The following is a 21,213-nucleotide window of genomic DNA, read 5'->3' on the forward strand; positions in this document are numbered from 1 at the left end:
CGGCTCAGCCTTCCGCGTCGACGGCGGCCTGGTAGGCGGCGGCGTCGAGCAGCTTGTCCAGCTCGGCCGGATTGCTCGGCTTGAGCTTGAAGAACCAGGACGCGTACGGGTCGTTGTTGACGTCTTCCGGGGTGTCGGCCAGGGCTTCGTTGATAGCGATGACTTCGCCGCCGATCGGCGAGTAGATGTCGGAGGCGGCCTTCACCGACTCGACCACGCCGGCTTCCTGGCCGGCGGCGAGGGTCTTGCCCAGCTCCGGCAGCTCGATGAAGACCACATCGCCAAGGGCTTCCTGGGCATGGTCGGAAATGCCCACGGTAACGCTGCCGTCGGCTTCCAGGCGAGCCCATTCGTGGCTCTGGGCGTAACGCAGTTCGGCGGGAATATTGCTCATCTTGTTTTCCTCGAAGTCGGAGGCGACGGCGGTCGCCATTGCCAGGTTAGATCAGGGGCTTGCCGTGACGCACGAAACTGGGCTGGACCACCCGTACCGGATACCACTTGCCGCGGATTTCCACCTCGGCGCGGTCGCCGGTGGCGGCCGGCACGCGGGCCAGCGCGATGGACTTGTTCAGGGTAGGCGAAAAGCTGCCGCTGGTGATCTCCCCCTCACCCACGCCAGCCACCCGCACCACCTGGTGGGCGCGCAGCACGCCACGCTCCTCCAGTACCAGGCCGACCAGCTTCGGTTGGTCGCCGGCGGCCTTCTGCGCTTCCAGCGCGCGGCGGCCGACGAAGCCCCGCGCAGCCGGCTCCCAGGCTACGGTCCAGGCCATGTTGGCGGCAAGCGGGGAAACGCTTTCGTCCATGTCCTGGCCGTAGAGGTTGAGTCCGGCCTCCAGGCGCAGCGTGTCGCGCGCGCCGAGTCCCGCCGGGGAGATCCCGGCGCCAACCAGTTCGTTGAGGAAGCCCGGTGCCTCGGCGGCCGGCAGCATGATTTCCAGGCCATCCTCGCCGGTGTAGCCGGTGCGGGCGAGGAACCAGTCACCCTCGGCGCGACCCTGGAACGGCTTGAGATCACGGATCAGCGCGGCGCGCGCCGGGGATACCAGTTCGGACGTGTGCATGCGCGCGTTGGGGCCCTGGATGGCGAGCATCGCCAGGTCGCCGCGCTCCTTCAGGTCGACCCTGAAGCCGGCGGCCTGCGCCTGCATCCAGGCGATGTCCTTGTCGCGTGTCGAGGCGTTGACCACCACCCGGTAGCCGTTATCGGTCAGGTAGACGATCAGGTCGTCGACCACCCCGCCCTCTTCGTTGAGCATCGCGCTGTAGAGCGCCTTGCCGGTCTCGCCGAGGCGCGCCACGTCGTTCGCCAGCAGGTGCTGCAGATAGGCCCTGGCCTGCTCGCCGGCAACGTCCACCACGGTCATGTGGGACACGTCGAAGACGCCGCAGTCACGTCGGACCTGATGATGCTCCTCGACCTGGGAACCGTAGTGCAGCGGCATGTCCCAACCGCCGAAGTCGACCATCTTGGCGCCGAGCGCGACGTGCAGCTCGTAAAGCGGGGTGCGCAATCCCATGGGTATTCTCCTTCCGGGCGTAGCGGGTGCCGTCGGCGGGAACCGCCGGCACGAAATCGCGCGCATTGTAGCCGCAAGCCCCGAGGCAGGACACCAGTGGCGCAAGCCAGGATCCTTCCATAGACCCTACGACCTGCATGGTTACTGGGCTCGGCGATCGGAGTGGTGGGCGGAGCGGCGAATCAACCCGACCACCGGTAGCAGGCCGACCAGCACCAGGGTCAGGGCCGGCAGCGAGGCGCGCGCCCATTCGCCCTCGCTGGTCATCTCGAAGATCCGCACGGCCAGGGTATCCCAGCCGAAGGGACGCATCAGCAGGGTCGCCGGCATCTCCTTGAGCACGTCGACGAAGACCAGCAGCGCGGCGCTCAACGAGGCCGGCAGCAGCAACGGCAGGTAGACCCGCAGGAACAGCAGCGGACCGCCCACGCCGAGGCTGCGCGAGGCTTCCGGCAACGACGGGCGGATCCGCGCCAGGCCGCTTTCCAGCGGCCCGTAGGCCACCGCCATGAAACGGATCAGATAGGCCAGCAGCAGGGCGAACAGACTGCCCAGCAGCAGTGGCTTGCCGGCGCCGCCGAGGACGGTGGAAAGCGGGATTACCCAGTGATTGTCCAGCCAACTGAAGGCCAGCATGATCGAAACCGCCAGGACCGAGCCCGGCAGCGCGTAACCGAGATTGCCCAGCCCTACCGCGCCGCGGATGCCGCGGGTCGGCGCCAGGCGCACGGCGAAGGCCAGCAGCAGGGCCACGGCGACCGTGGCCAGGGCGGCGCCGGCGCCCAGCGCCAGGGTGTGGCCGATCAGGTCCCAGTAGCGCTCGTCGAGATCGAAGCGGCCCTGGCGCCAGAACCAGACCGCCAGTTGCGCCACTGGAATGACGAAGGCGCAAAGGAATACCAGCCCACACCAGGCGCTCGCCGCCAGAGCCCTGGCACCGCGCAGGCGGTACAACGGCGCGCCGCGTGGCCGCTCGCTGGCGGCCCTGGCCTTGCCCCGCGTGCGGCGTTCGCCGAGCAGCACCAGGCATACCCCGAGCAACAGCAGGCTGGCCAGTTGGGCGGCGCTGGAAAGGCTGTAGAAGCCGTACCAGGTCTTGTAGATGGCGGTGGTGAAGGTGTCGAAGTTGAATACCGAGACCGCGCCGAAGTCGGCCAGGGTCTCCATCACCGCCAGCGCCAGGCCGGCGCCGATGGCCGGGCGCGCCATCGGCAGGGCGACCCGCAGGAACGCCTGCCACGGCGACAGGCCGAGCACCCGCGCCGCTTCCATCAGGCCCTTGCCCTGGGCGATGAAGGCGCTGCGCGCGAGCAGGTAGACGTAGGGATAGAACACCAGCACCAGGACCAGGATCACCCCGCCGGTGGAACGCACCCGCGGCAGCCGCAGGCCGCTGCCGAACCATTCGCGCAGCAGGCTCTGCACCGGCCCGGCGAAGTCCAGCAGGCCGACGAAGACGAACGCCAGCACATAGGCCGGGATCGCGAAGGGCAGCATCAGCGCCCAGTCCAGCCAGCGTCGCCCGGGGAACTCGCAGAGACTGGTGAGCCATGCCAGGCTGACGCCGAGCAGGGTCACGCCGACGCCGACGCCGAGCACCAGGGTCAGGGTGTTGCCGAGCAGGCGCGGCAACTGGGTATCCCACAGGTGGCTCCAGATTTCCCGGTCGATCTCCAGCCAGCTCAGCAGCAGCACGCTGAGCGGAAGCAGCACCAGTGCGGCAACGGTGAAGGTGATGGGGTACCAGCGGCGGGGAGCGGGATGGGCCACGAAATCCTCGGTGCGGAACGAACGACGCCCCGCTCGGACGAGCCGGGGCGCCGAGTATAGCCGGCGGTCAGTTCCAGCCGGCGCGGTCCATCATGCGAATCGCCTCGGCCTGGCGCTTGCCGGCGACTTCCACCGGGATGCTGTCGGCCTTGAAGCTGCCCCAACTGGCGACTTCGGCTGACGGCGCGACCTGCGGGTTGGCCGGGAATTCCTGGTTGATCCCGGCGAACAGCGCCTGGGCGTCGGGCCCGGTCATCCATTCCACCAGCGCCTTGGTCGCCTCGGGATGCGGTGCGTGGCGGGTCAGGCCGATGCCCGACAGGTTGACGTGGACGCCGCGGTCGGCCTGGTTCGGCCAGAACAGCTTGACCCGCAGGCTCGGGTTCTGCTTGTGCAGGCGCCCGTAGTAGTAGGTGTTGACGATGCCGACGTCGCACTGGCCGGCGTCCACCGCCTGGATCACCGCGTTGTCGTCGGCGAACACGTCGGTGGCCAGGTTGTTCACCCAGCCCTGGAGGATTTCCTCGGTCTTCTGCGCACCGTGGGTCTCGATCAGGGTCCCGGTCAGCGACTGGTTGTAGACCTTCTTCGCCGTGCGCAGGCACAGGCGGCCTTCCCATTGCTTGTCGGCGAGGGCCTCGTAGGTGCTCAGTTCTTCCGGCTTGACCCGCTCGGTGGAGTAGACGATGGTCCGCGCGCGCAGCGACAGGCCGGTCCAGCTGTCGGTGCTGGAGCGGTACTGCGGAGGAATGTTGCCTTCGATGGTGGCCGACTTGAACGGCTGCAGCAGGCCCATCTGCTCGGCCTGCCAGAGGTTGCCGGCGTCCACGGTGAGCAGCAGGTCGGCCGGGGTGTTCGCGCCTTCGGCCTTGATCCGCGCCATCAGCGGCGCTTCCTTGTCGGTGATGAACCTGACCTTCACGCCGGTCTTGCTGGTGTAGGCATCGAACACCGGCTTGATCAGCTCGTCGATGCGCGAGGAGTACACCACCACCTCGTCGGCGGCCTGGGCCAGGCCGGTGATGCCCAGGGCCAGGGCGGCGAGTAGAGCTTTGCTTGCCTGCATGAAGACAGCCTCGTCAGCGGAAACAGGCACGAATGATAAGAAATCTCGCTTGCGAATCCGTGCGGCTAAATGTGTCGGGGTATTTCGCCACGCATGGCGTTCAGGATACTCGCCGGGCTGACCCTGCTCGTCGCCTTCGCCATCCGCGCGTTGCTGCCTGCCAATTCTGGCAGGGAGGCGTCCATGGACGGGCAACGCCCTCTAGTATCCCGTGACCTGTTCCGGATTCCGCTGCTGTCATCGTACGCGGTGGGGTTCTGTGGCCTCTTTTCCCAGGTCGCCATGTTCATCCATATCGGCATCCATCTCAGCGGTCCGCCGTACGGCCTCGGCACCGCGCAGAACGACTCGGTCTACGCGGTGGTCCTCCTGGCGCTGCTGGCCACCCGCCGCGGCTGGGCCGTCGCCGCCACCGACCGCCGGCCCCTGCGGGCCACGCAAGTAAAGAAAGCAAGCCATCGCAAGAACAACAAGAACCGACAGGAGGTTAGCCATGAACCACGTCATCACACCCCACAGCCGGCTGCTCGGCGTCATCGAGCCGGTGCTCAACGACATGCCCGCCGGCACCCTGCGCCACGCGCTGTTCAAGGCCTTCTGGGACGAGGAGGGAGCGCTGCTGGACATCGAGGACGCCTTCGCCCGGGTCACCGCCCGGCGCCAGGCGGTCGGCCCGCTGCGCAAGTTCTTCGCCAGTTGGTCGAAGACCAACAACTCGGCGGCCAGCGTGTCCGGGCTGGCCAACCGCCTTACCCTGCTGGCCCGTTCGGAACAGGGCTCGACGGCGGCCGACCAGCTCTACCGCGCCTGCGGCAGCCTGCAGCGGATCACCGACGAAGACCTCGGCGCGCTCGGCAACACGGTACACGCCGATCTCTTCTATACCATGGCCACCACCCTGTGCGGCGACGACCAGTGGCTGCTGCGCGAGAACTGCCTGCCCTCGGCGCAGGCTTTCAAGGACTGGACCGACCGCCAGCGGCTGCGCGAGCGCGACCTGATGCAGGGCCTGCTGACCACTCTGGTACACGAGGTCTATACCCACGGCGAGGTGGAGTACATCCATCCGCTGTACAAGGAATGGTTCAGCCGCGACATGGGCGTGCCCGCCGAACGCGCCCGCGCCACCGTGGCCTGGGTCACGGTGCATACCGGCGGCACCGAGAGCGATCACTTCGCCCACGCCACCGCGGCGGTGAACGCCTTCGTCGAGGCGATGGAGATCGAGGTGGACGAAGACGCCGCGCGCAACCTGTTCGGTCTCTACCTGCGCAACAAGGCGCAGGTCATGCGCGACTGCGCGGCGCTGTTCTGAGAAGCGGAGCCTCTGCCGCGCGCCGTCAGACCCGCGCCAACGCTGGCAGATCGCCGCTCAGGCCAAGCGCCTGGCGAACGAACAGCGCCTTGGCCTCGTGATGGCCGTCGACCAGGCGCAGGCCGGCGTTGCGCAGCCAGCGCAGCGGCAGTTGGTCGGCCTGGAACAGCCGCTCGAAGCCCTCCATCGCCGTCATCATGCCCAGGTTGTGTGGCATCCGCCGTCGCTCGAAGCGGCTCAACACGCGCTCGTCGGCGAGGCGCTCGCCGCGCTCCAGCGCGTGCAGCAGGACCTCGGACAGCACCGCCGCGTCGAGAAACCCCAGGTTGACGCCCTGCCCGGCCAGCGGGTGAATGGTGTGCGCGGCGTCGCCGACCAGCGCCAGCCCTGGCTCCACATAGCGCTTGGCGTGACGCTGGCGCAACGGGATGCACAGGCGCCGGTCGGCCTGCAGGATGGCACCCAGGCGCTGTTCGAAGGCGTCGCCGAGGGCGGCGCGGAAGCCATCCTCGTCCAGCGCCATCAGGCGTTCTGCCTGCTCCGGGGTGGTCGACCAGACGATCGAACACCAATGTTCGTCGCCGCGGTCCGGCAGCGGCAGGAAGGCCAGCGGGCCGTCGTCGGTGAAGCGCTGCCAGGCGGTGGCTCGGTGCGCCTTCTCGCAGCGCACGCTGGTGACGATGGCGTGGTGCAGGTAGTCCCATTCGCGGGTGGCGCAGCCGGCCAGGCGGCGCACCGCCGAGTTGGCGCCGTCGGCAGCGACCACCAGCGGCGCGCGCAGCTGGCGACCGTCGGCCAGGGTCAGCAGCCAGTCGTCGCCGGAGTGGCGCATCTGCTCCAGGCGCGCGTTGGCCAGCAGGCCGGTGGTGGAATCGTGCAGGCGTTCCAGCAGGGCGTCCTGGACCACCCGGTTCTCGACGATATGGCCGAGCACCTCGGCATGCACGCTGGCGGCGCTGAAGCCGATCTGGCCGGTGCCGGAGCCGTCCCACACCTGCATCTCGCGATAGGGTTCGGCGCGGCGCGCGACGACGCCGTCCCAGGCGTGCAGGCGCTGGAGGATCCGCCGGCTGGCTTCGGACAACGCGCTGACCCTCGGCTCGTAGGGCGCTTCCGGCTCGAACGGCGCCACGTCGAGCGAGCCGCCATCCACCAGCAGCACCTCCAGGCCGCTGCCCTCCAGCGCCAGGGCCAGGGCGCTGCCGACCATGCCGGCGCCGACGATGACCAGATCCGCGTGCATATCCTCGTTCTCCACTGGAGGCCTCCTCAGGCCGCGTTCCGCACGCGCGGCTTGAGCCGCACGTACAGGGTTTTCTGCACCCGCGCCACCAGGGTGCCGGCATCGTCGCGCACCTCGGCGTGCAAGCGGGGCAGGTACTTCTCGCCGCCCGCGGTCCGTTCGCGGACCTCGTCGAGCAGCGCCTGGTCGATGCTGAAGTGCGCGTGCACCGGCCCCTTGCCCGGGCTGACGAATTCGATGTTGGCGGCCTTGTCCCAGACGATGTAGTCGGCGCCGAGGTTCTCCATCAGCATCAGCATGAAGAACGGATCGGTCATCGAGTAGAGGCTGCCGCCGAACTGGGTGCCCACGTAGTTGCGATTGAGCCGGTTCAGGCCCATGCGCACCCGCACCTCGCGGAAGTCGCTGGCGATATGGCGCACGCGAATGCCCGCCCCCAGGAAGGGCGGGTAGAGGTTCATGGCGAGGCGCAGCAGGCGGGCCTTGCGCGCCGACGACCAGACGGGCATGGCGCTACAGTGGCCGCGCGCCGAGGCCCATGGCCTGGCGGGCGAACCAGCGCTTGGCCGGCGGCAGCAGGTCGAGCCCGAGCAGGCCGAGGTTGCGCCCGGCGCCGAGCAGCGCGCGGTCGTTGGAGAACAGCCGGGTCACCCGGTCGGAGAAGCCGACGGTGAGCTGCTGGTCCAGGCGCTGCCCGTCGAGGTAGCGCTGCAGCACGGCGAAGTCGCCTAGCGGCGCGTCGTCGTGAAGCAGGGCATCGACCAGCGCCAGGGTGTCGCGCAGCGACAGGTTGAAACCCTGGCCGGCGATCGGGTGCAGGCTGTGCGCGGCGTTGCCCAGCACCACCAGGTGCGGGCGCACCTGCTCGCGGGCCTCGACCAGGTGCAAGGGGTAGCAGTGTCGTGCGCCGACCTGGCGGAAAGCGCCGAGGCGGTAGCCGAAGGCCGCCTGCAGCTCGCCGAGGAAGGCCGCGTCGTCGAGGCCGCGCAGGCGCTCGGCGTCCTTGCCGGGGCGGGTCCAGATCAGCGCGCAACGATTCTCCGGCAACGGCAGCAGGGCCATCGGCCCGCTCGGGGTGAAACGCTCGAAGGCCTGCCCGAGGTGCGCCTCGGAGGGCGATACGTTGGCGATCAGCGCGGTCTGCCGGTACGGCGTCTGCTCCACGGCGATGCCGAGTTGTTCGCGCAGCCCGGAACGGCCCCCATCGGCGAGGATCGCCAGCTCGCAATCGAGTTGCGTCTCGTCGTCGAGGGTAAGCCGGTAACCGCCCTCCCGGGCTTCCAGGGTCTTCACTTCGGCCGGGCAGTGCCAGCGCACCACCTCGGGGTCGAGCGCCTTCCACAGGCACTGGCCGAGCCAGGCGTTCTCCACCACGTAGCCCAGCGCCGGCACGCCTTCCTCGATGGCGGTCAGGCGGGTGGCGCCGAAGCGGCCGCGGTCGGAAACATGGATATGCAGGATCGGCTCGGCGCGCTCGGCGATCGCCGGCCACAGGCCGAGGCGCTCGTAGATCTGCCGGCTGCCATAGGACAGCGCCGAGGAACGGGCGTCGTAGCTGGGCTGGTAGGCATTGCCGGGCGCGAAGGGTTCGATCAGCACGATCGACCAGCCACGCTCGCGGGCGCCGGCCTGCAGGGCGAGGGCCAGCGACGCGCCGACCAGGCCGCCGCCGATGATCGCCAGGTTGGCCTTGCTCATGGTCACCTCAGGCCGCCTCGCTCTTCGCCGCGGCCATCAGCGCTTCGATCCCGGCGACGGTCTTGGGTACGCCGTTGGTCAGCACTTCGCAGCCATTGCGGGTGACCACCACGTCGTCCTCGATGCGTACGCCGATACCGCGCCATTTCTTCGCCACCGAGGTGTTGTCCGGGGCGATGTAGATGCCCGGCTCGACGGTCATCGCCATGCCCGGTTCGAGCACCCGCCATTCGCCGCCGACGCGGTACTCGCCGACGTCGTGCACGTCCATCCCCAGCCAATGGCCGGCGCGGTGCATGTAGAAGGCCTTGTAGGCCTCGCGGGCGATCAGCTCGTCGACGTCGCCCTGCAGCAGGCCCAGGCGCACCAGACCGGCGGTGATGACCCGCACGGTGGCCTCGTGGGCCTCGTTCCAGTGGCGGCCGGGGGCGATGAAGTCGAACGCCGCCATGTTGGCTTCCAGCACCAGTTCGTAGATCGCCTTCTGCTCGGGACTGAAGCGGCCATTGGCGGGGAAGGTGCGGGTGATGTCGCTGGCATAGCAGTCGATCTCGCAACCGGCGTCGATCAGGATCAGGTCGCCGTCCTTGATCGCCGCGTCGTTCTCGCGGTAGTGCAGGATGCAGGCGTTGCGCCCGGCGGCGACGATCGAGCCGTAGGCCGGCATCTTCGCCCCGCCCTTGCGGAACTCGTATTCCAGCTCGGCTTCCAGGTGGTACTCGAACAGCCCCGGCCGGCAGGCTTCCATCGCCCGGATGTGCGCCTGGGCCGAGACCTCGGCGGCATAGCGCATGACCTTCACTTCATTGGCGCTCTTGTACAGGCGCTGGTCGTGCAGCAGATGGTCGAGCGCGACGAACTCGTTCGGCGGCTGCGCGCCCTGGCGGGCCTTGGAGCGGATCACGTTGATCCAGTCCATCAGCCGGCGATCGAAGTCGGGGTTGGCGCCAAGGGCATAGTAGACCCGGTCGCGACCTTCGATCAGGCCGGGCAGGATGTCGTCGATGTCGCCGATGGGGAAGGCGTCGTCCGCGCCGTACTGGCTGATCGCGCCGTCCTGGCCGGCGCGCAGGCCGTCCCAGAGCTCACGCTCCGGATCCCGCTCGCGGCAGAACAGCACGTACTCGCCGTGGGCGCGGCCGGGAATCAGCGCCATCACCGCCTCCGGCTCGGGGAAGCCGGTGAGGTACTGGAAATCGCTGTCCTGGCGGTAGACGTGCTCGACGTCGCGGTTGCGGATATACATCGGCGCCGCCGGCAGGATGGCGATGCTGTTGGGTTCCATCTGCGCCATCAGCGCCTTGCGCCGACGGGCGTACTCCGACCTGGGGATACGGATCATGCAGAAACCTCAGTGCAGTGAAGGCTTGGGAGCGGGCTCCAGCGGCTTGCCGCATTCGGCGAACAGCAGCAGCGGAGCGACCCGCAGGTATTCCATGACTTCCATATAGTCCGTCTCGCCGTCCTCGCTGTCTTCCAGCTGGCCCTGGACCTGGGCGATGGCGGCCATGTCCTGCAGCACTTCCTCGGCCTCGCCGGTCAGGCTGCCCTCGCGGGCAGTCAGGCCGAAACCGGCGAGAAAACCCTGGCACCACTGGCCAAGCGCCTCGGTACGCTGGGCGAGCGGGGTCTCGTCGTCGGGCAGGAGCAGGACCACGGCGACCTCGCCGGCGGAAAAGTCCTGCCGCACCATGCCGAGCAGGCCGGACAGCGCGGCCTCGAGTCGCTCGCCCGGCGCGCCGCCGAGCAGCTCGGCGGCGGCGTGTTGCCAGGCGGCCTCGTCGAAGCCGGCGCCGGCGCAGACCCGGCCGAGCAGGTGGCCATGCAGTTCGGCCGGCGAGACCGGCAGGGCCGCCTCGGCGAGGAGGGAGGAAAAGGCGCTGTAGGCGGAATTCTGAGTGGACATCTGGGGACCCTGACGGCTGGGCGCCATTGGGGCGCTACACGTGAAATGAAGATGGTTATCCTAGCACCGCCCGGCCCGGCAAGACCATGCGACCGGTTGCCGGCGCGCCGCTCCGCCCGGGGCATTGGCCCCGACCGGGGGCGATCCTATATAGTTGTCCAATCACCCCATTCCCAAGCGAGAGCCCATGGAAGACGCCGATCTGCAACTGTTGACGGCCAAGTTCGACCAGCTGCTCCAGAAGCTGGAACAGCTCAAGGCGGAGAACCGGCTGCTGCGGGCGAACGAAAAGTCCTGGCGCGAAGAGCGCGCTCATCTGATCGAAAAGAACGAAATGGCGAGACACAAGGTCGAAGCGATGATTTTGCGTCTGAAAGCCTTGGAGCAGGACACATGAGCCAGTCGAATACCCTCACCGTGCAGATTCTCGACAAGGAATACTGCATCAATTGCCCCGACGACGAGCGCGCCAACCTGGAAAGCGCCGCCCGCTACCTGGACGGCAAGATGCGCGAGATCCGCTCCAGCGGCAAGGTCATCGGCGCCGACCGGGTCGCCGTGATGGCCGCCCTCAACATCACCCACGACCTGCTGCACCGCAAGGAGCGCCTGGACCAGGAAAGCAGCTCGACCCGCGAGCGCGTGCGCGAGCTGCTCGATCGCGTCGACCGCGCCCTGGCGAATCCGTCGGATGCCAGTGAAGCCTGACCCGGACCCGGCCAATTCGGGTATACTGGCCTCCGCTCCCTGGTGTGTTGGCCAGTCGGTGATGTCCCTGAGCCGATAACTGCAACAACGGAGGTTGCCAGTTGGGCCGGTGTGCATGTCCGCACGACGGAAAGCCTTAAGGTCTACTGCAACCGCCACCTTGAACTTTCGGGTTCAAGGGCTAACCCGACAGCGGCACGACCGGGGAGCTACCTTTCCACATGATCGAATCGCAAGACCTCAGCCGCCCGGCCCTGCGCCGCAAGCTCCGCCAGGCGCGCCGCGCGCTCTCCCCCCTGCAGCAACGCCTCGCCGCCCGCGCCCTCTACCGGCAACTGGCGCAGCATCCCCTTTTCCGCCGTGCCCGCCATATCGCCCTGTACCTGCCCAACGATGGCGAGATCGATCCGCGCCCGCTGCTGCGTGCGGCGCAGAAGCGCGGCAAGACCACCTACCTGCCGGTCCTCGCGCCCTGGCCGCGGACGCGCATGGTGTTCCAGCGGGTCGGCAGCGGCGAACGCTGGACCCGCAACCGCTTCCGCATCAGCGAACCGCTGGCCGACGCCGGCCGCCAGCGCAAGGCCTGGGCGCTGGACCTGGTCCTGCTGCCGCTGGTGGGGTTCGACGAACAGGGCGGGCGCCTGGGCATGGGCGGCGGCTTCTACGACCGCAGCCTGGCCTACCTGGCGAGGCGCAAAAAAGGTCACAAACCGACGCTTATCGGCCTGGCGCACGAATGCCAGAAAGTGGATCGACTGGCGCTGGCCAGTTGGGACATTCCCCTGGCGGGAACGGTGACCGATGCGGGCTGGTACGTGGCGGGGAAACGCTAGGAAGGAGGGAGAACCCTGGGTACCGCGTTCCATGCGATACCCGGCGAGTCTTACGGCTGTTGCGTCACCTGGGCGGGCGTACTGGCCTGTCGCTCCCAGAGGCTCTGGGTATAACCGGTGGTGACGACCCCAAGTCCGAAGATGATGACCAAAACCCACAGCAAGTCTGGCTTGCGCTTCATCGATTGCCTCCCCCTTCCAGGCAATTTTCGAGGCCGGTCCTTGCGATTATCTTATCGCCTGAGCACCCTGCCCCGCTGAAAAACGGCATTTTCCGATAAGCTGGAGTCATACGCAATTGCACCGGCGACCGGTGGTCACGCGCAGACGTTTCCTACGTACATCTACGAAAAAGGAGCAAAGTTCATGCCTGCCTACTGGCTGATGAAATCCGAGCCGGACGAACTCTCGATCCTCGACCTGAAACGTCTCGGAACCGCCCGCTGGGATGGCGTGCGCAACTACCAGGCACGCAATTTCATGCGCAGCATGAACCCTGGCGACCTGTTCTTCTTCTATCACTCCAGTTGCCCGCAGCCAGGCATCGCCGGCATCGCGCGCATCGAAGGCGAGGCCTATCCCGACCCCACCGCCCTGGATCCCGCCAGTCCCTACCACGACCCCAAGGCCAGCGCCGAGAAGAATCCCTGGAGCGCCCGTGACGTCAGCTTCGTCGAGGCCTTCGCCGAAGTCGTGCCGTTGGCCCGGCTGAAAGCCCAGGAGGCTCTCGCCAACCTGGCCCTGGTGCAGAAAGGCAGCCGCCTGTCGGTGATGCCGGTGAGCGCCGAGGAATGGCAGGCGATCCTCCCGCTGGGCAAGCGCTGAGACCATCGCTCAGGCCATCTGCGAGATGGTCCGGCGGAACCGCCAGAGCGCGCCGAAGAAGAATGCCGAGCCGATCGCCACGATGCCGGCGAACTGCGGCCAGACGATGTCGAAGCCGGCGCCGCGGAACAGGATCGCCTGGGCCAGGCTGACGAAGTGCGTGGTCGGCGCCGCCAGCATGATGTGCTGCACCAGTTCCGGCATGCTCTCTCGCGGCGTGGTGCCACCCGAGAGGATGTTCAGCGGCAGCAGCACGAGGATGGTCAGCAAGCCGAGCTGCGGCATCGAGCGCGCCACCGTGCCAAGGAAGATGCCCATGGAGGTGGTGGCGAACAGGTGCAGCCCGGCGCCGAGCAGGAACAGCCCCACCGAGCCGCTGATCGGCACGTCCAGCCAGCCGCGCACCACCCACTGCAGGGACAGCCCGGCCGCCACCAGCACCACCAGTCCCATCGACCAGACCTTGGCCATCATGATCTCGAAGGCCGACAGCGGCATCACCAGCAGGTGCTCGATGGTGCCGTGCTCGCGCTCGCGGATCAGCGCGGCGCCGGTGAGGATGATCGACAGCATGGTGATCTGGTTGATCACTTCCATCACCCCGCCGAACCAGGCCTGGGTCAGGTTCGGGTTGAACGCCATGCGCACCTCGATCTGCGCCGGCATGCTCGGCTCCGCCCGGTAGCGGCTGACGAACTCGCGTACCTCGGTGGCGACGATGTTCTGGATGTAGCCCGCGCCGGAAAACGCCTGCCCGGTCTGGGTGGCATCGACGTTGACCTGGATCGACGGCTTGCGCCCGGCCAGCACGTCACGCTGGAAATCCGGCGGGATATCCAGGGTGAAGGTATAGAGCCCGACGTCCATGCCGCGGTCCATCCCGGCATGGTCGATCATTTCCGGCGGGCGGAAGTACGGTGGCTGGAAGGCATTGACGATGCGTGACGAGAGTTGCGAGCGGTCCTCGTCGACCACCGCTATCGGCGCGTGGTGAAGAGTCTCCGGAATGCCGGTGGCGGAACTGTAGACGCCCAGGCTGAAGGCCCAGACGATCAGCGCCAGCATCGCATAGTCGCGACCGAGGCTGCGGAATTCCTTGATGCCCAGGTTGAAGATGTTGGCCAGGCTGCGCACTCCTCAGTCCTCCTGCTTTTTCAGGCAGGCCACGCTGAGCAGGGTCAGCACCACGATGGACGCGGCCAGCGGCAAGTAGTAGGTCCAGAGGTCGGGCAGGCCCAGCGACTTGGAGAAGGCACCGCGGCTGACCACCAGGAAATGCGAGGTCGGATAGAGCTTGCCGATCCAGGCCGCCGCGCCTTCCAGCGAGGATACCGGGTGGATCAGCCCGGAGAACTGGATCGCCGGGATCATTGTCGCGATGGCCACGCCGAACACCGCGGCGATCTGGCTGCGCATGAAGGTCGAGAGGAACAGGCCGAGGCCGGTGCTGGTGACCACATAGAGGAAGGCACCGATGGTCAACGCCAGGAAGCTGCCCTTGAGCGACACGCGGAATACCAGGATGGCCAGGACCAGCATCAGCAGGAAGTTGATCATGCCCATGGCGATGTAGGGCAGTTGCTTGCCGACCAGGAATTCCAGGCGCGTCACCGGGGTGACGTAGAGGTTGGTGATCGAACCCAATTCCTTTTCGCGCACCACGCCGAGGGCGGTGAGCATGGCCGGGATCATGATCAGCAGCAGCGGGATCACCGCCGGTACCATCGCCTTCAGGCTTTCCACGTCGGGGTTGTAGCGGTAGCGCACCTCGGTGCTGGCCGCCGCGCTGGTCTCGGCCCCGCCGGCCTGTCGCGAGAGGTCCGCCAGGTAGCTGGCGTGCAGGCCCTGCACGTAGCCGAGCACGGTGCTGGCGCGGGTCGGCATCGCTCCGTCGATCCACGCGCCGATGGCCGGATCGGAGCCACGCTTGAGATCGCGGCCGAAGTTCGGCGGGATCTCCACCGCCAGGCTCAGCTCGCCGCTGCGCAGGCGCCGGTCGAGGTCGGCCGGGTCGCGGATCGGAGCGTGTTCGACGAAATAGCGCGAGCCGGCGATGTTCAGCGCGTAGGCCTGGCTGGTGGTGGTCTGGTCGCGGTCGAGGACCGCCCAGGAAAGGTCCTCGACGTCCATGTTGATGCCGTAGCCGATGATGAACATCAGCAGCGCGGTGCCGAGCAGGGCCAGGGTCAGGCGGATCGGATCGCGGCGCAGTTCCATGGCTTCGCGGCGCGCGTAGCTGAACAGCCGCAGGGGGCTGAAGCGTTCACGTTGCGCCTGGCGCCCCTGGCCATCGCCGGGCTGCTGCGCGACAGCCGGCGCCTTGACCGGTTGCGCTGGCGCGGCGGCGCCGGCAGCTTCTTCCAGATAGGCGATGAAGGTCGCTTCCAGGGTCGGCAGGCCGCGCTGGCGCACCAGCTCGTCCGGGGTATCGCTGGCCAGCACCTTGCCGGCATGCATCAGCGAGATGCGATCGCAGCGCTGAGCCTCGTTCATGAAGTGAGTGGAAATGAAGATGGTCACCCCGTCGCGGCGCGACAGCTCGACCATCAGCTCCCAGAAGCCGTCGCGGGCCACCGGGTCGACCCCCGAAGTGGGTTCGTCGAGGATCAGGATCTCCGGCTTGTGGATCACCGCCACCGCCAGCGAGAGGCGCTGGCGAATCCCCAGCGGCAGGTCGTCGGGTAGTTCGTCGGCGACCTTCCCCAGGCCGAAGCGCCGCAACATCTCGTCGACCCGCGCCGGGATGCCGTCGGCCGGCAGGTGGAACAGCCGGGCGTGCAGCACCAGGTTCTGCCGCACGCTCAACTCGGCGTAGAGGGAAAAGGCCTGGGACATGTAGCCGACTCGCCGCCGGGTAGCCATGTCGCCGGCGTCCACCGGCTGGCCGAACAGCGCGCAGCTGCCCTCGCTGGCCGGCAGCAGGCCGGTGAGCATCTTCATGGTGGTGGACTTGCCGCAGCCGTTGGAACCGAGGAAGCCGAAGATCTCCCCGCGCTCGATGCGGAAGCTGACGTGATCGACCGCGACGAAGTCGCCGAAGCGACAGGTCAGGCCCTCGGCCTCGATGGCGATCCGCGGCGCGCCCTCGTTTTGCGGCCGCGGCGGGATCACCAGCTGGTGGTGGCCGGCGCGCTTGCTTTCCGGCAGCAGGGCGATGAACGCCGACTCGAGGTTCTGCGTCCCGGTGCGCTCGCGCAACTCCTGCGGCGTACCGGTGGCCAGGACCCTGCCCTCATCCATCGCCACCAGCCAGTCGAAGCGCTCGGCCTCTTCCATGTAGGCGGTGGCGACCAGCACGCTCATGCCCTCGCGGCCGGCGCGGATACGGCCGATCAGCTCCCAGAACTGGTTGCGCGACAACGGATCGACCCCGGTGGTCGGCTCGTCGAGGATCAGCAGGTCGGGATCGTGGATCAGCGCGCAGCACAGCCCGAGCTTCTGCTTCATGCCGCCGGACAGCTTGCCCGCCGGGCGCTCGGCGAACGGCGCCAAGCCGGTGCTCTGCAACAGGTCGGCGATGCGCCGCTCACGCTCGGCCTTGTCGTGGCCGAACAGGCGACCGAAGAAGTCGACGTTCTCGAACACCGACAGGGTCGGATAGAGGTTCTTGCCCAGTCCCTGAGGCATGTAGGCGATGCGCGGACAGACCGCCCGGCGATGGCGGCGGTCGCGCATGTCGCCGTCGAGCACGCGGATCTCGCCGTCCTGCATCTTCCGCGCGCCGGCCAGCAGCGCAAGCAGGCTGGACTTGCCGACACCGTCCGGACCGATCAGGCCGACCATGCGGTTGGCCGGGATCTCCAGGCTGACGTCATCCACCGCGCGCGTCTCGCCGTAGCGCAGCGAGACGCCCCCCAGGCTCGCCACGCTGCCGCCGCCGATGGTCATTGCGGAACCTTGATCTGCAGGTTGGCCGGCCATTCGGCCTCAGGATCCAGGCGCAGGTAGGCCATGCCGGGCACGCCGGTCTTGACGTAGGTGATGTACTTTTCCAGCAGCGCCGGATCGAGCCGCGCCTTGACCCGGAACATCAGCTTTTCCCGCTCGCTGGCGGTTTCCACCGTTTTCGGGGTGAACTGGGCGACGCTGGCGACGTAGGACACCTTGGCCGGGATCACGTAGTCCGGCACCGCGTCGATCACCAGGCGCACTTCCTGGCCCAGCTCGACCCTGCCGGCCTGCATGGATGGCAGGAAGAAAGTCATGTAGACGTCGGCCAGGTCGACCATGTTGAGCAGCTTGCCACCGGCCGGCAGCACTTCCCCGGGCTGCGCCACGCGATATTGCACGCGGCCGTTGCGCGGCGCCTTGAGCAGGCTGTCGTCGATATCCGCCTGCAACCGGGCGACGCTGGCCCTGGCCGCCTCGATGGCCGATTGCGCCTCGATCACCTGGGAACGCCCGGCCTCGATCGCCGCCTGCGCCGAGATCACCTGCGAGCGAGCCGCCGAGAGCGCCGCCTGGGCGCTCTGCAGGGTCGCCCGGTCATCGTCGAGCTGTTGCTGCGGCAGGGCGTTGCGCCTGACCAGCGCCTCGGTACGGGTGAAGCGCTTCTGCGCCGCGGTCAGTTCGGCCTGGCGCTGCGCCACCACCGCCTGGGCGGTACCCTTCTCGCTCTCGCGCTGGGCCACCAGCGAGGTCGCGGTGACCTTGGCGTTCTCCGCCTGGCGCACCTGGGCCTGGGCCTGGGCCAGCTGCGCCTCGAGCACCTGGGTGTCCATCCGCGCCACGACGTCCCCGGCCGTGACGAAGTCGCCCTCGTCGACCTCGATCTCGGCGACCCGCCCGGGAAGCTTGGCCGCCACGTCCACCTCGGTGGCCTCGATGCGTCCGTTGCCGCTGGCGAATCCGTCGCCCAGCCCGGTCGGCCGCGACACCTGCCACACCAGCAGGCCCACGCCGACCAGCGCCGCCGCGACCAGGACGCGGCTCAGCCACCGCTTGCTTTCCTGTTTCATCCCTTCTCCTCGCACGTCCAGCCAGCCACGGCGGCTGCGCTCCATGCTGGAAAGCGCGGCGGCCGCGAACTTCACTGGCTCGATTGTCCCTTTAGCGGAGCGCGCGAGTGTTGATGCACGTCAGACGCGCCCGACCGGACCTCACAGGAAAGCAGAACCCCCGGGGCTTCGCCTACGGGAGCGCGGGACAGAACGGATAGTTGACCTCAGGGCTGGACGATGAGGTTGTTGAACAGCAGGTCGGTCACCAGTGGCTTGCCCTCTTCCTGCTCGAGAGTCTGCCGGACCTGCTTCAGCGCCTCCTGGCGCAGGTTTTCCTTGGCCTCGACCGTACCCAGGGTCTGGTCGGTCTGCTGGGCGAACAGCATGATCAGCTGGTTGCGGATCAGCGGCTCATGGTGCTCGACCTTGGTCGCCGCGTCCTTGTCGGCCACCTGCAGGGCGATATCGGCCTTGTAGTATTGCAGGCGCGGTCCGCCGCCGTAGTTGCCGACCAGCGCCGGGGTCAGGTCGACGTAGACCGGCTTGTTCGCGCCCTCGCCTTCCGGCGCGGCCTCCTCGGCCGTGGCGAACGGCAGGAACAGGCTCAGGCACAGGGCCAGCGACAGGGCAATGGGGGTTCTCACGGGCGCATCTCCTCGACGAATGCCGCAAGCATAGCCAGACTCTCGGCCAGGCCCAAGTCCGGGATTTATGGGCGACCATCAGTTGCGGCGATGCTGATTGACCATGGGCGTCCCCCTCCTACACTGGCCGGACCGCAAACTGGAGCGTCCCCGATGAAAGCCGTCCTCTGCAAAGCCTTCGGCCCGGCCAGCAGCCTGGTCCTGGAAGAGATCGCCAGCCCGAGCCCGGCGAAGAACGAAATCCTCCTCGACGTGCATGCCGCCGGGGTCAACTTCCCCGACACCCTGATCATCGAAGGCAAGTACCAGTTCAAGCCGCCCTTCCCGTTCTCCCCGGGCGGCGAGGCCGCCGGGGTGGTTGCCGCGGTCGGCGAGAAGGTCACTCATGTGCAGCCCGGCGACCAGGTCATGGCACTGACCGGCTGGGGCAGCTTCGCCGAGCAGGTCAAGGTGCCCGCCTATAACGTCATGCCGATTCCCGAGGGCATGGACTTCGCCAGTGCCGCCGCCTTCGGCATGACCTACGGCACCTCGATGCACGCCCTGAAACAGCGTGCCAACCTGCAACCCGGCGAGACCCTGCTGGTGCTCGGTGCCTCCGGCGGAGTCGGCCTGGCGGCCGTGGAGATCGGCAAGGCCATGGGCGCCCGGGTGATCGCCGCCGCCAGTACCCCGGACAAGCTCGCCGTGGCCAAGGCCGCTGGCGCCGACGAACTGGTCAACTACAGCGAAGGCAACCTGCGCGAGCAGCTCAAGGCTTTGACCGGCGGCCAGGGCGTCGATGTGATCTACGATCCGGTGGGCGGCGAGCTGTTCGAGGAGGCCTTCCGCAGCATCGCCTGGAACGGCCGGATGCTGGTGGTCGGCTTCGCCAGCGGCAGCATCCCTTCGCTGCCGGCCAACCTGCCCCTGCTCAAGGGCGCCTCGCTGGTCGGTGTGTTCTGGGGCTCGTTCGCCCAACGCCAGCCGCAGGACAATGCCGACAATTTCCGTCAGTTGTTCGCCTGGCACGCCGAAGGCAGGCTCAAGCCACTGGTCTCGCAGCGATTCCCGCTGGAACGGGCCGGCGACGCCATCGACGCCCTCGGCCAGCGCAGGGCGGTCGGCAAGGTGGTGGTGGAGGTTCGCTGAGCCACGAAGGCAGCGAGTATTGCCTCCCGCCCCTGCGGAGAGAGGCATGGCGGGCCGAAGCGATACACCGGCCGAGGCCCACGCTGTCAGATGTTTTTCCCCTATGAAGGCCCCGGTTTCCGACCGGGGCTTTCTTATTTCCGACCAATGCACTCAACCTGTAACATTTCCGCTATTTTTTCATTTACGAAAAATGTAGTGTTCGCAACCGCGTAAAAAGGCGCGACACAACAACAAGCGGAGCTCGCGATGTTCGGAATCTTTCGTCCCGCGCCACACCAGGCGCCCCTGCCCGATGCCGAGGTGGACAGCACCTACCGGCGTCTGCGCTGGCAGATCTTCGCCGGCATCTTCATCGGCTACGCGGGTTACTACCTGCTGCGCAAGAACTTCTCCCTGGCCATGCCCTACCTCATCGAGGATGGCTACAGCCGTGGCCAGCTGGGCGTCGCGATGTCGGCCATCGCCATCGCCTACGGCCTGTCGAAATTCATCATGGGGCTGGTCTCGGACCGCTCCAACCCGCGGGTCTTCCTGCCGTTCGGGCTGCTGGTGTCGGCGGCGGTGATGTTCATTTTCGGATTCGCGCACTGGGCTACCTCCAGCGTCGCGATCATGTTCGTCCTGCTCTTCATCAACGGCTGGGCACAGGGCATGGGCTGGCCGCCGAGCGGACGGACCATGGTCCACTGGTGGTCGCAGAAGGAGCGCGGCGGCGTGGTCTCGGTGTGGAACGTCGCCCACAACGTCGGCGGCAGACTGATCGGTCCGCTGTTCCTGCTCGGCCTGGCGCTGTTCGGCGACTGGCGCTCGGCCTTCTACGTGCCGGCGATCGTCGCCGTGGGCGTAGCCGTGTTCGCCTATTTCGCCATGCGCGACACCCCGCAATCCTGTGGCCTGCCGCCAATCGAGAGGCACAAGGACGACTACCCCGAAGGCTACGACGAACACCACGAGCGCGAGCTGTCGACCAAGGAGATCTTCGTTACCTACGTGCTGCGCAACAAGCTGCTCTGGTACATCGCCCTGGCCAACGTTTTCGTCTACCTGCTGCGCTACGGCGTGCTCGACTGGGCCCCGACCTACCTGAAGGAAGCCAAGCACTTCAACGTCGACAAGTCGTCCTGGGCATACTTCTTCTACGAATGGGCGGGGATTCCCGGCACCCTGCTCTGCGGCTGGCTGTCGGACAAGCTGTTCAAGGGCAATCGCGGCGCCACCGGCGTGGTGTTCATGATCCTGGTGACCATCGGCACCCTGATCTACTGGCTGAACCCGGCCGGCAACCCGGCCATCGACATGGCCGCGCTGATCATGATCGGTTTCCTGATCTACGGTCCGGTGATGCTGATCGGCCTGCAGGCCCTGGAACTGGCGCCGAAGAAGGCGGCGGGCACCGCGGCCGGCTTCACCGGACTGTTCGGCTATCTCGGCGGCTCGGTGGCGGCCAACGCCCTGGTCGGCTACACGGTGGACCACTTCGGCTGGGACGGCGGTTTCAAGCTGCTGATCGGTGCCTGCCTGCTGGCTATCCTGTTCCTCTGCCTTACCCTGCGCAAACCGGCGGTCCAGGCCTTGCCGCAACAGGACGGCTGATGACGCGGCGGCTCC

At 67.6% G+C, this 21,213-nt stretch carries 20 protein-coding genes and 1 other RNA gene; 8 read left to right on the forward strand and 13 right to left on the reverse strand.

Translation table 11 applies throughout. The annotated features are described in order from the left end of the window. Nucleotides 1-4 precede the first annotated feature (4 nt). The 4 genes from gcvH to PSPA7_RS28450 all read right to left on the reverse strand — a co-directional run bounded on the left by gcvH (nucleotide 5) and on the right by PSPA7_RS28450 (nucleotide 4,359). On the reverse strand, nucleotides 5-394 hold the full coding sequence (gcvH, locus tag PSPA7_RS28435; protein WP_034079797.1) for a glycine cleavage system protein GcvH: 390 nt from the start codon (nucleotides 392-394) through the stop codon (nucleotides 5-7). 46 nt (nucleotides 395-440) lie between these two features. Continuing rightward, the gene (gcvT, locus tag PSPA7_RS28440; protein WP_004368437.1) at nucleotides 441-1,523 is read right to left on the reverse strand and encodes a glycine cleavage system aminomethyltransferase GcvT; all 1,083 of its coding nucleotides are present in this window, start codon (nucleotides 1,521-1,523) and stop codon (nucleotides 441-443) included. Nucleotides 1,524-1,664: 141 nt separating this feature from the next. Continuing rightward, the gene (locus PSPA7_RS28445) at nucleotides 1,665-3,293 is read right to left on the reverse strand and encodes an ABC transporter permease (protein ID WP_012077841.1); all 1,629 of its coding nucleotides are present in this window, start codon (nucleotides 3,291-3,293) and stop codon (nucleotides 1,665-1,667) included. Between the two features lie 67 nt (nucleotides 3,294-3,360). Continuing rightward, nucleotides 3,361-4,359: an extracellular solute-binding protein gene (locus PSPA7_RS28450; RefSeq protein WP_012077842.1), complete on the reverse strand. Its 999-nt coding sequence runs from the start codon at nucleotides 4,357-4,359 to the stop codon at nucleotides 3,361-3,363. Nucleotides 4,360-4,852: 493 nt separating this feature from the next. On the opposite strand from PSPA7_RS28450, the gene PSPA7_RS28460 reads away from it, so the two are divergent. Beyond that, nucleotides 4,853-5,674 carry a hypothetical protein gene (locus PSPA7_RS28460; RefSeq protein ID WP_012077843.1) on the forward strand — a complete coding sequence of 274 codons (822 nt, stop codon included), beginning with the start codon at nucleotides 4,853-4,855 and terminating at the stop codon, nucleotides 5,672-5,674. Between the two features lie 25 nt (nucleotides 5,675-5,699). On the opposite strand, the gene PSPA7_RS28465 is transcribed toward PSPA7_RS28460, so the two are convergent. Genes PSPA7_RS28465 through PSPA7_RS28485 form a run of 5 tightly spaced genes read right to left on the reverse strand, consistent with a single transcriptional unit; the run spans nucleotide 5,700 to nucleotide 10,521 of the window. Continuing rightward, nucleotides 5,700-6,917: a 2-octaprenyl-3-methyl-6-methoxy-1,4-benzoquinol hydroxylase gene (locus PSPA7_RS28465; RefSeq protein ID WP_033997578.1), complete on the reverse strand. Its 1,218-nt coding sequence runs from the start codon at nucleotides 6,915-6,917 to the stop codon at nucleotides 5,700-5,702. Between the two features lie 26 nt (nucleotides 6,918-6,943). Further along, nucleotides 6,944-7,426 carry a hotdog fold domain-containing protein gene (locus tag PSPA7_RS28470; protein WP_012077845.1) on the reverse strand — a complete coding sequence of 161 codons (483 nt, stop codon included), beginning with the start codon at nucleotides 7,424-7,426 and terminating at the stop codon, nucleotides 6,944-6,946. Nucleotides 7,427-7,430: 4 nt separating this feature from the next. Next, nucleotides 7,431-8,615, reverse strand: a complete 1,185-nt coding sequence (ubiH, locus tag PSPA7_RS28475) for a 2-octaprenyl-6-methoxyphenyl hydroxylase (RefSeq protein ID WP_012077846.1) — start codon at nucleotides 8,613-8,615, stop codon at nucleotides 7,431-7,433. Between the two features lie 7 nt (nucleotides 8,616-8,622). Beyond that, on the reverse strand, nucleotides 8,623-9,957 hold the full coding sequence (gene pepP, locus PSPA7_RS28480) for a Xaa-Pro aminopeptidase (RefSeq protein ID WP_003158101.1): 1,335 nt from the start codon (nucleotides 9,955-9,957) through the stop codon (nucleotides 8,623-8,625). A 9-nt stretch (nucleotides 9,958-9,966) separates the two neighbouring features. Further along, nucleotides 9,967-10,521 (reverse strand): YecA/YgfB family protein, encoded by a 555-nt coding sequence (locus PSPA7_RS28485; protein ID WP_012077847.1) that lies wholly within the window; start codon nucleotides 10,519-10,521, stop codon nucleotides 9,967-9,969. A 187-nt stretch (nucleotides 10,522-10,708) separates the two neighbouring features. On the opposite strand from PSPA7_RS28485, the gene PSPA7_RS28490 reads away from it, so the two are divergent. The 5 genes from PSPA7_RS28490 (at nucleotide 10,709) to PSPA7_RS28505 (ending at nucleotide 12,887) form a co-directional block, all read left to right on the forward strand. Further along, complete coding sequence (locus tag PSPA7_RS28490; RefSeq protein WP_003096314.1) at nucleotides 10,709-10,918, forward strand: TIGR02449 family protein; 210 nt, start codon at nucleotides 10,709-10,711, stop codon at nucleotides 10,916-10,918. Next, nucleotides 10,915-11,229: a cell division protein ZapA gene (locus PSPA7_RS28495; protein ID WP_003150162.1), complete on the forward strand. Its 315-nt coding sequence runs from the start codon at nucleotides 10,915-10,917 to the stop codon at nucleotides 11,227-11,229. Before PSPA7_RS28490 ends, PSPA7_RS28495 begins: the two co-directional genes overlap by 4 nt. 33 nt (nucleotides 11,230-11,262) lie before the next feature. Beyond that, nucleotides 11,263-11,441, forward strand: a non-coding RNA gene (gene ssrS, locus PSPA7_RS31705) — 6S RNA. Nucleotides 11,442-11,450: 9 nt separating this feature from the next. Next, nucleotides 11,451-12,062: a 5-formyltetrahydrofolate cyclo-ligase gene (locus PSPA7_RS28500; protein ID WP_003150164.1), complete on the forward strand. Its 612-nt coding sequence runs from the start codon at nucleotides 11,451-11,453 to the stop codon at nucleotides 12,060-12,062. Between the two features lie 366 nt (nucleotides 12,063-12,428). Next, a complete protein-coding gene (locus PSPA7_RS28505; RefSeq protein WP_012077848.1) occupies nucleotides 12,429-12,887 on the forward strand; it encodes an EVE domain-containing protein in 459 nt (152 codons plus the stop codon). Between the two features lie 9 nt (nucleotides 12,888-12,896). On the opposite strand, the gene PSPA7_RS28510 is transcribed toward PSPA7_RS28505, so the two are convergent. From PSPA7_RS28510 to PSPA7_RS28525, 4 genes are all read right to left on the reverse strand, one after another. Beyond that, complete coding sequence (locus PSPA7_RS28510; protein ID WP_003150166.1) at nucleotides 12,897-14,021, reverse strand: ABC transporter permease; 1,125 nt, start codon at nucleotides 14,019-14,021, stop codon at nucleotides 12,897-12,899. A gap of 3 nt (nucleotides 14,022-14,024) precedes the next feature. Then, complete coding sequence (gene rbbA / locus PSPA7_RS28515; protein ID WP_012077849.1) at nucleotides 14,025-16,775, reverse strand: ribosome-associated ATPase/putative transporter RbbA; 2,751 nt, start codon at nucleotides 16,773-16,775, stop codon at nucleotides 14,025-14,027. Next, nucleotides 16,772-17,845 carry an HlyD family secretion protein gene (locus PSPA7_RS28520; protein WP_034079783.1) on the reverse strand — a complete coding sequence of 358 codons (1,074 nt, stop codon included), beginning with the start codon at nucleotides 17,843-17,845 and terminating at the stop codon, nucleotides 16,772-16,774. Before PSPA7_RS28520 ends, rbbA begins: the two co-directional genes overlap by 4 nt. Nucleotides 17,846-18,051: 206 nt before the next feature. Then, the gene (locus PSPA7_RS28525; RefSeq protein WP_003150170.1) at nucleotides 18,052-18,471 is read right to left on the reverse strand and encodes a flagellar basal body-associated protein FliL; all 420 of its coding nucleotides are present in this window, start codon (nucleotides 18,469-18,471) and stop codon (nucleotides 18,052-18,054) included. Between the two features lie 153 nt (nucleotides 18,472-18,624). On the opposite strand from PSPA7_RS28525, the gene PSPA7_RS28530 reads away from it, so the two are divergent. Beyond that, a complete protein-coding gene (locus PSPA7_RS28530; protein WP_012077851.1) occupies nucleotides 18,625-19,602 on the forward strand; it encodes an NADPH:quinone oxidoreductase family protein in 978 nt (325 codons plus the stop codon). A 249-nt stretch (nucleotides 19,603-19,851) separates the two neighbouring features. Then, on the forward strand, nucleotides 19,852-21,198 hold the full coding sequence (glpT, locus tag PSPA7_RS28535; RefSeq protein WP_012077852.1) for a glycerol-3-phosphate transporter: 1,347 nt from the start codon (nucleotides 19,852-19,854) through the stop codon (nucleotides 21,196-21,198). The last annotated feature ends 15 nt before the right edge of the window (nucleotides 21,199-21,213 follow it).

Origin of the sequence: Pseudomonas paraeruginosa PA7 (assembly GCF_000017205.1) — a bacterium.
Lineage (GTDB): Bacteria > Pseudomonadota > Gammaproteobacteria > Pseudomonadales > Pseudomonadaceae > Pseudomonas > Pseudomonas paraeruginosa.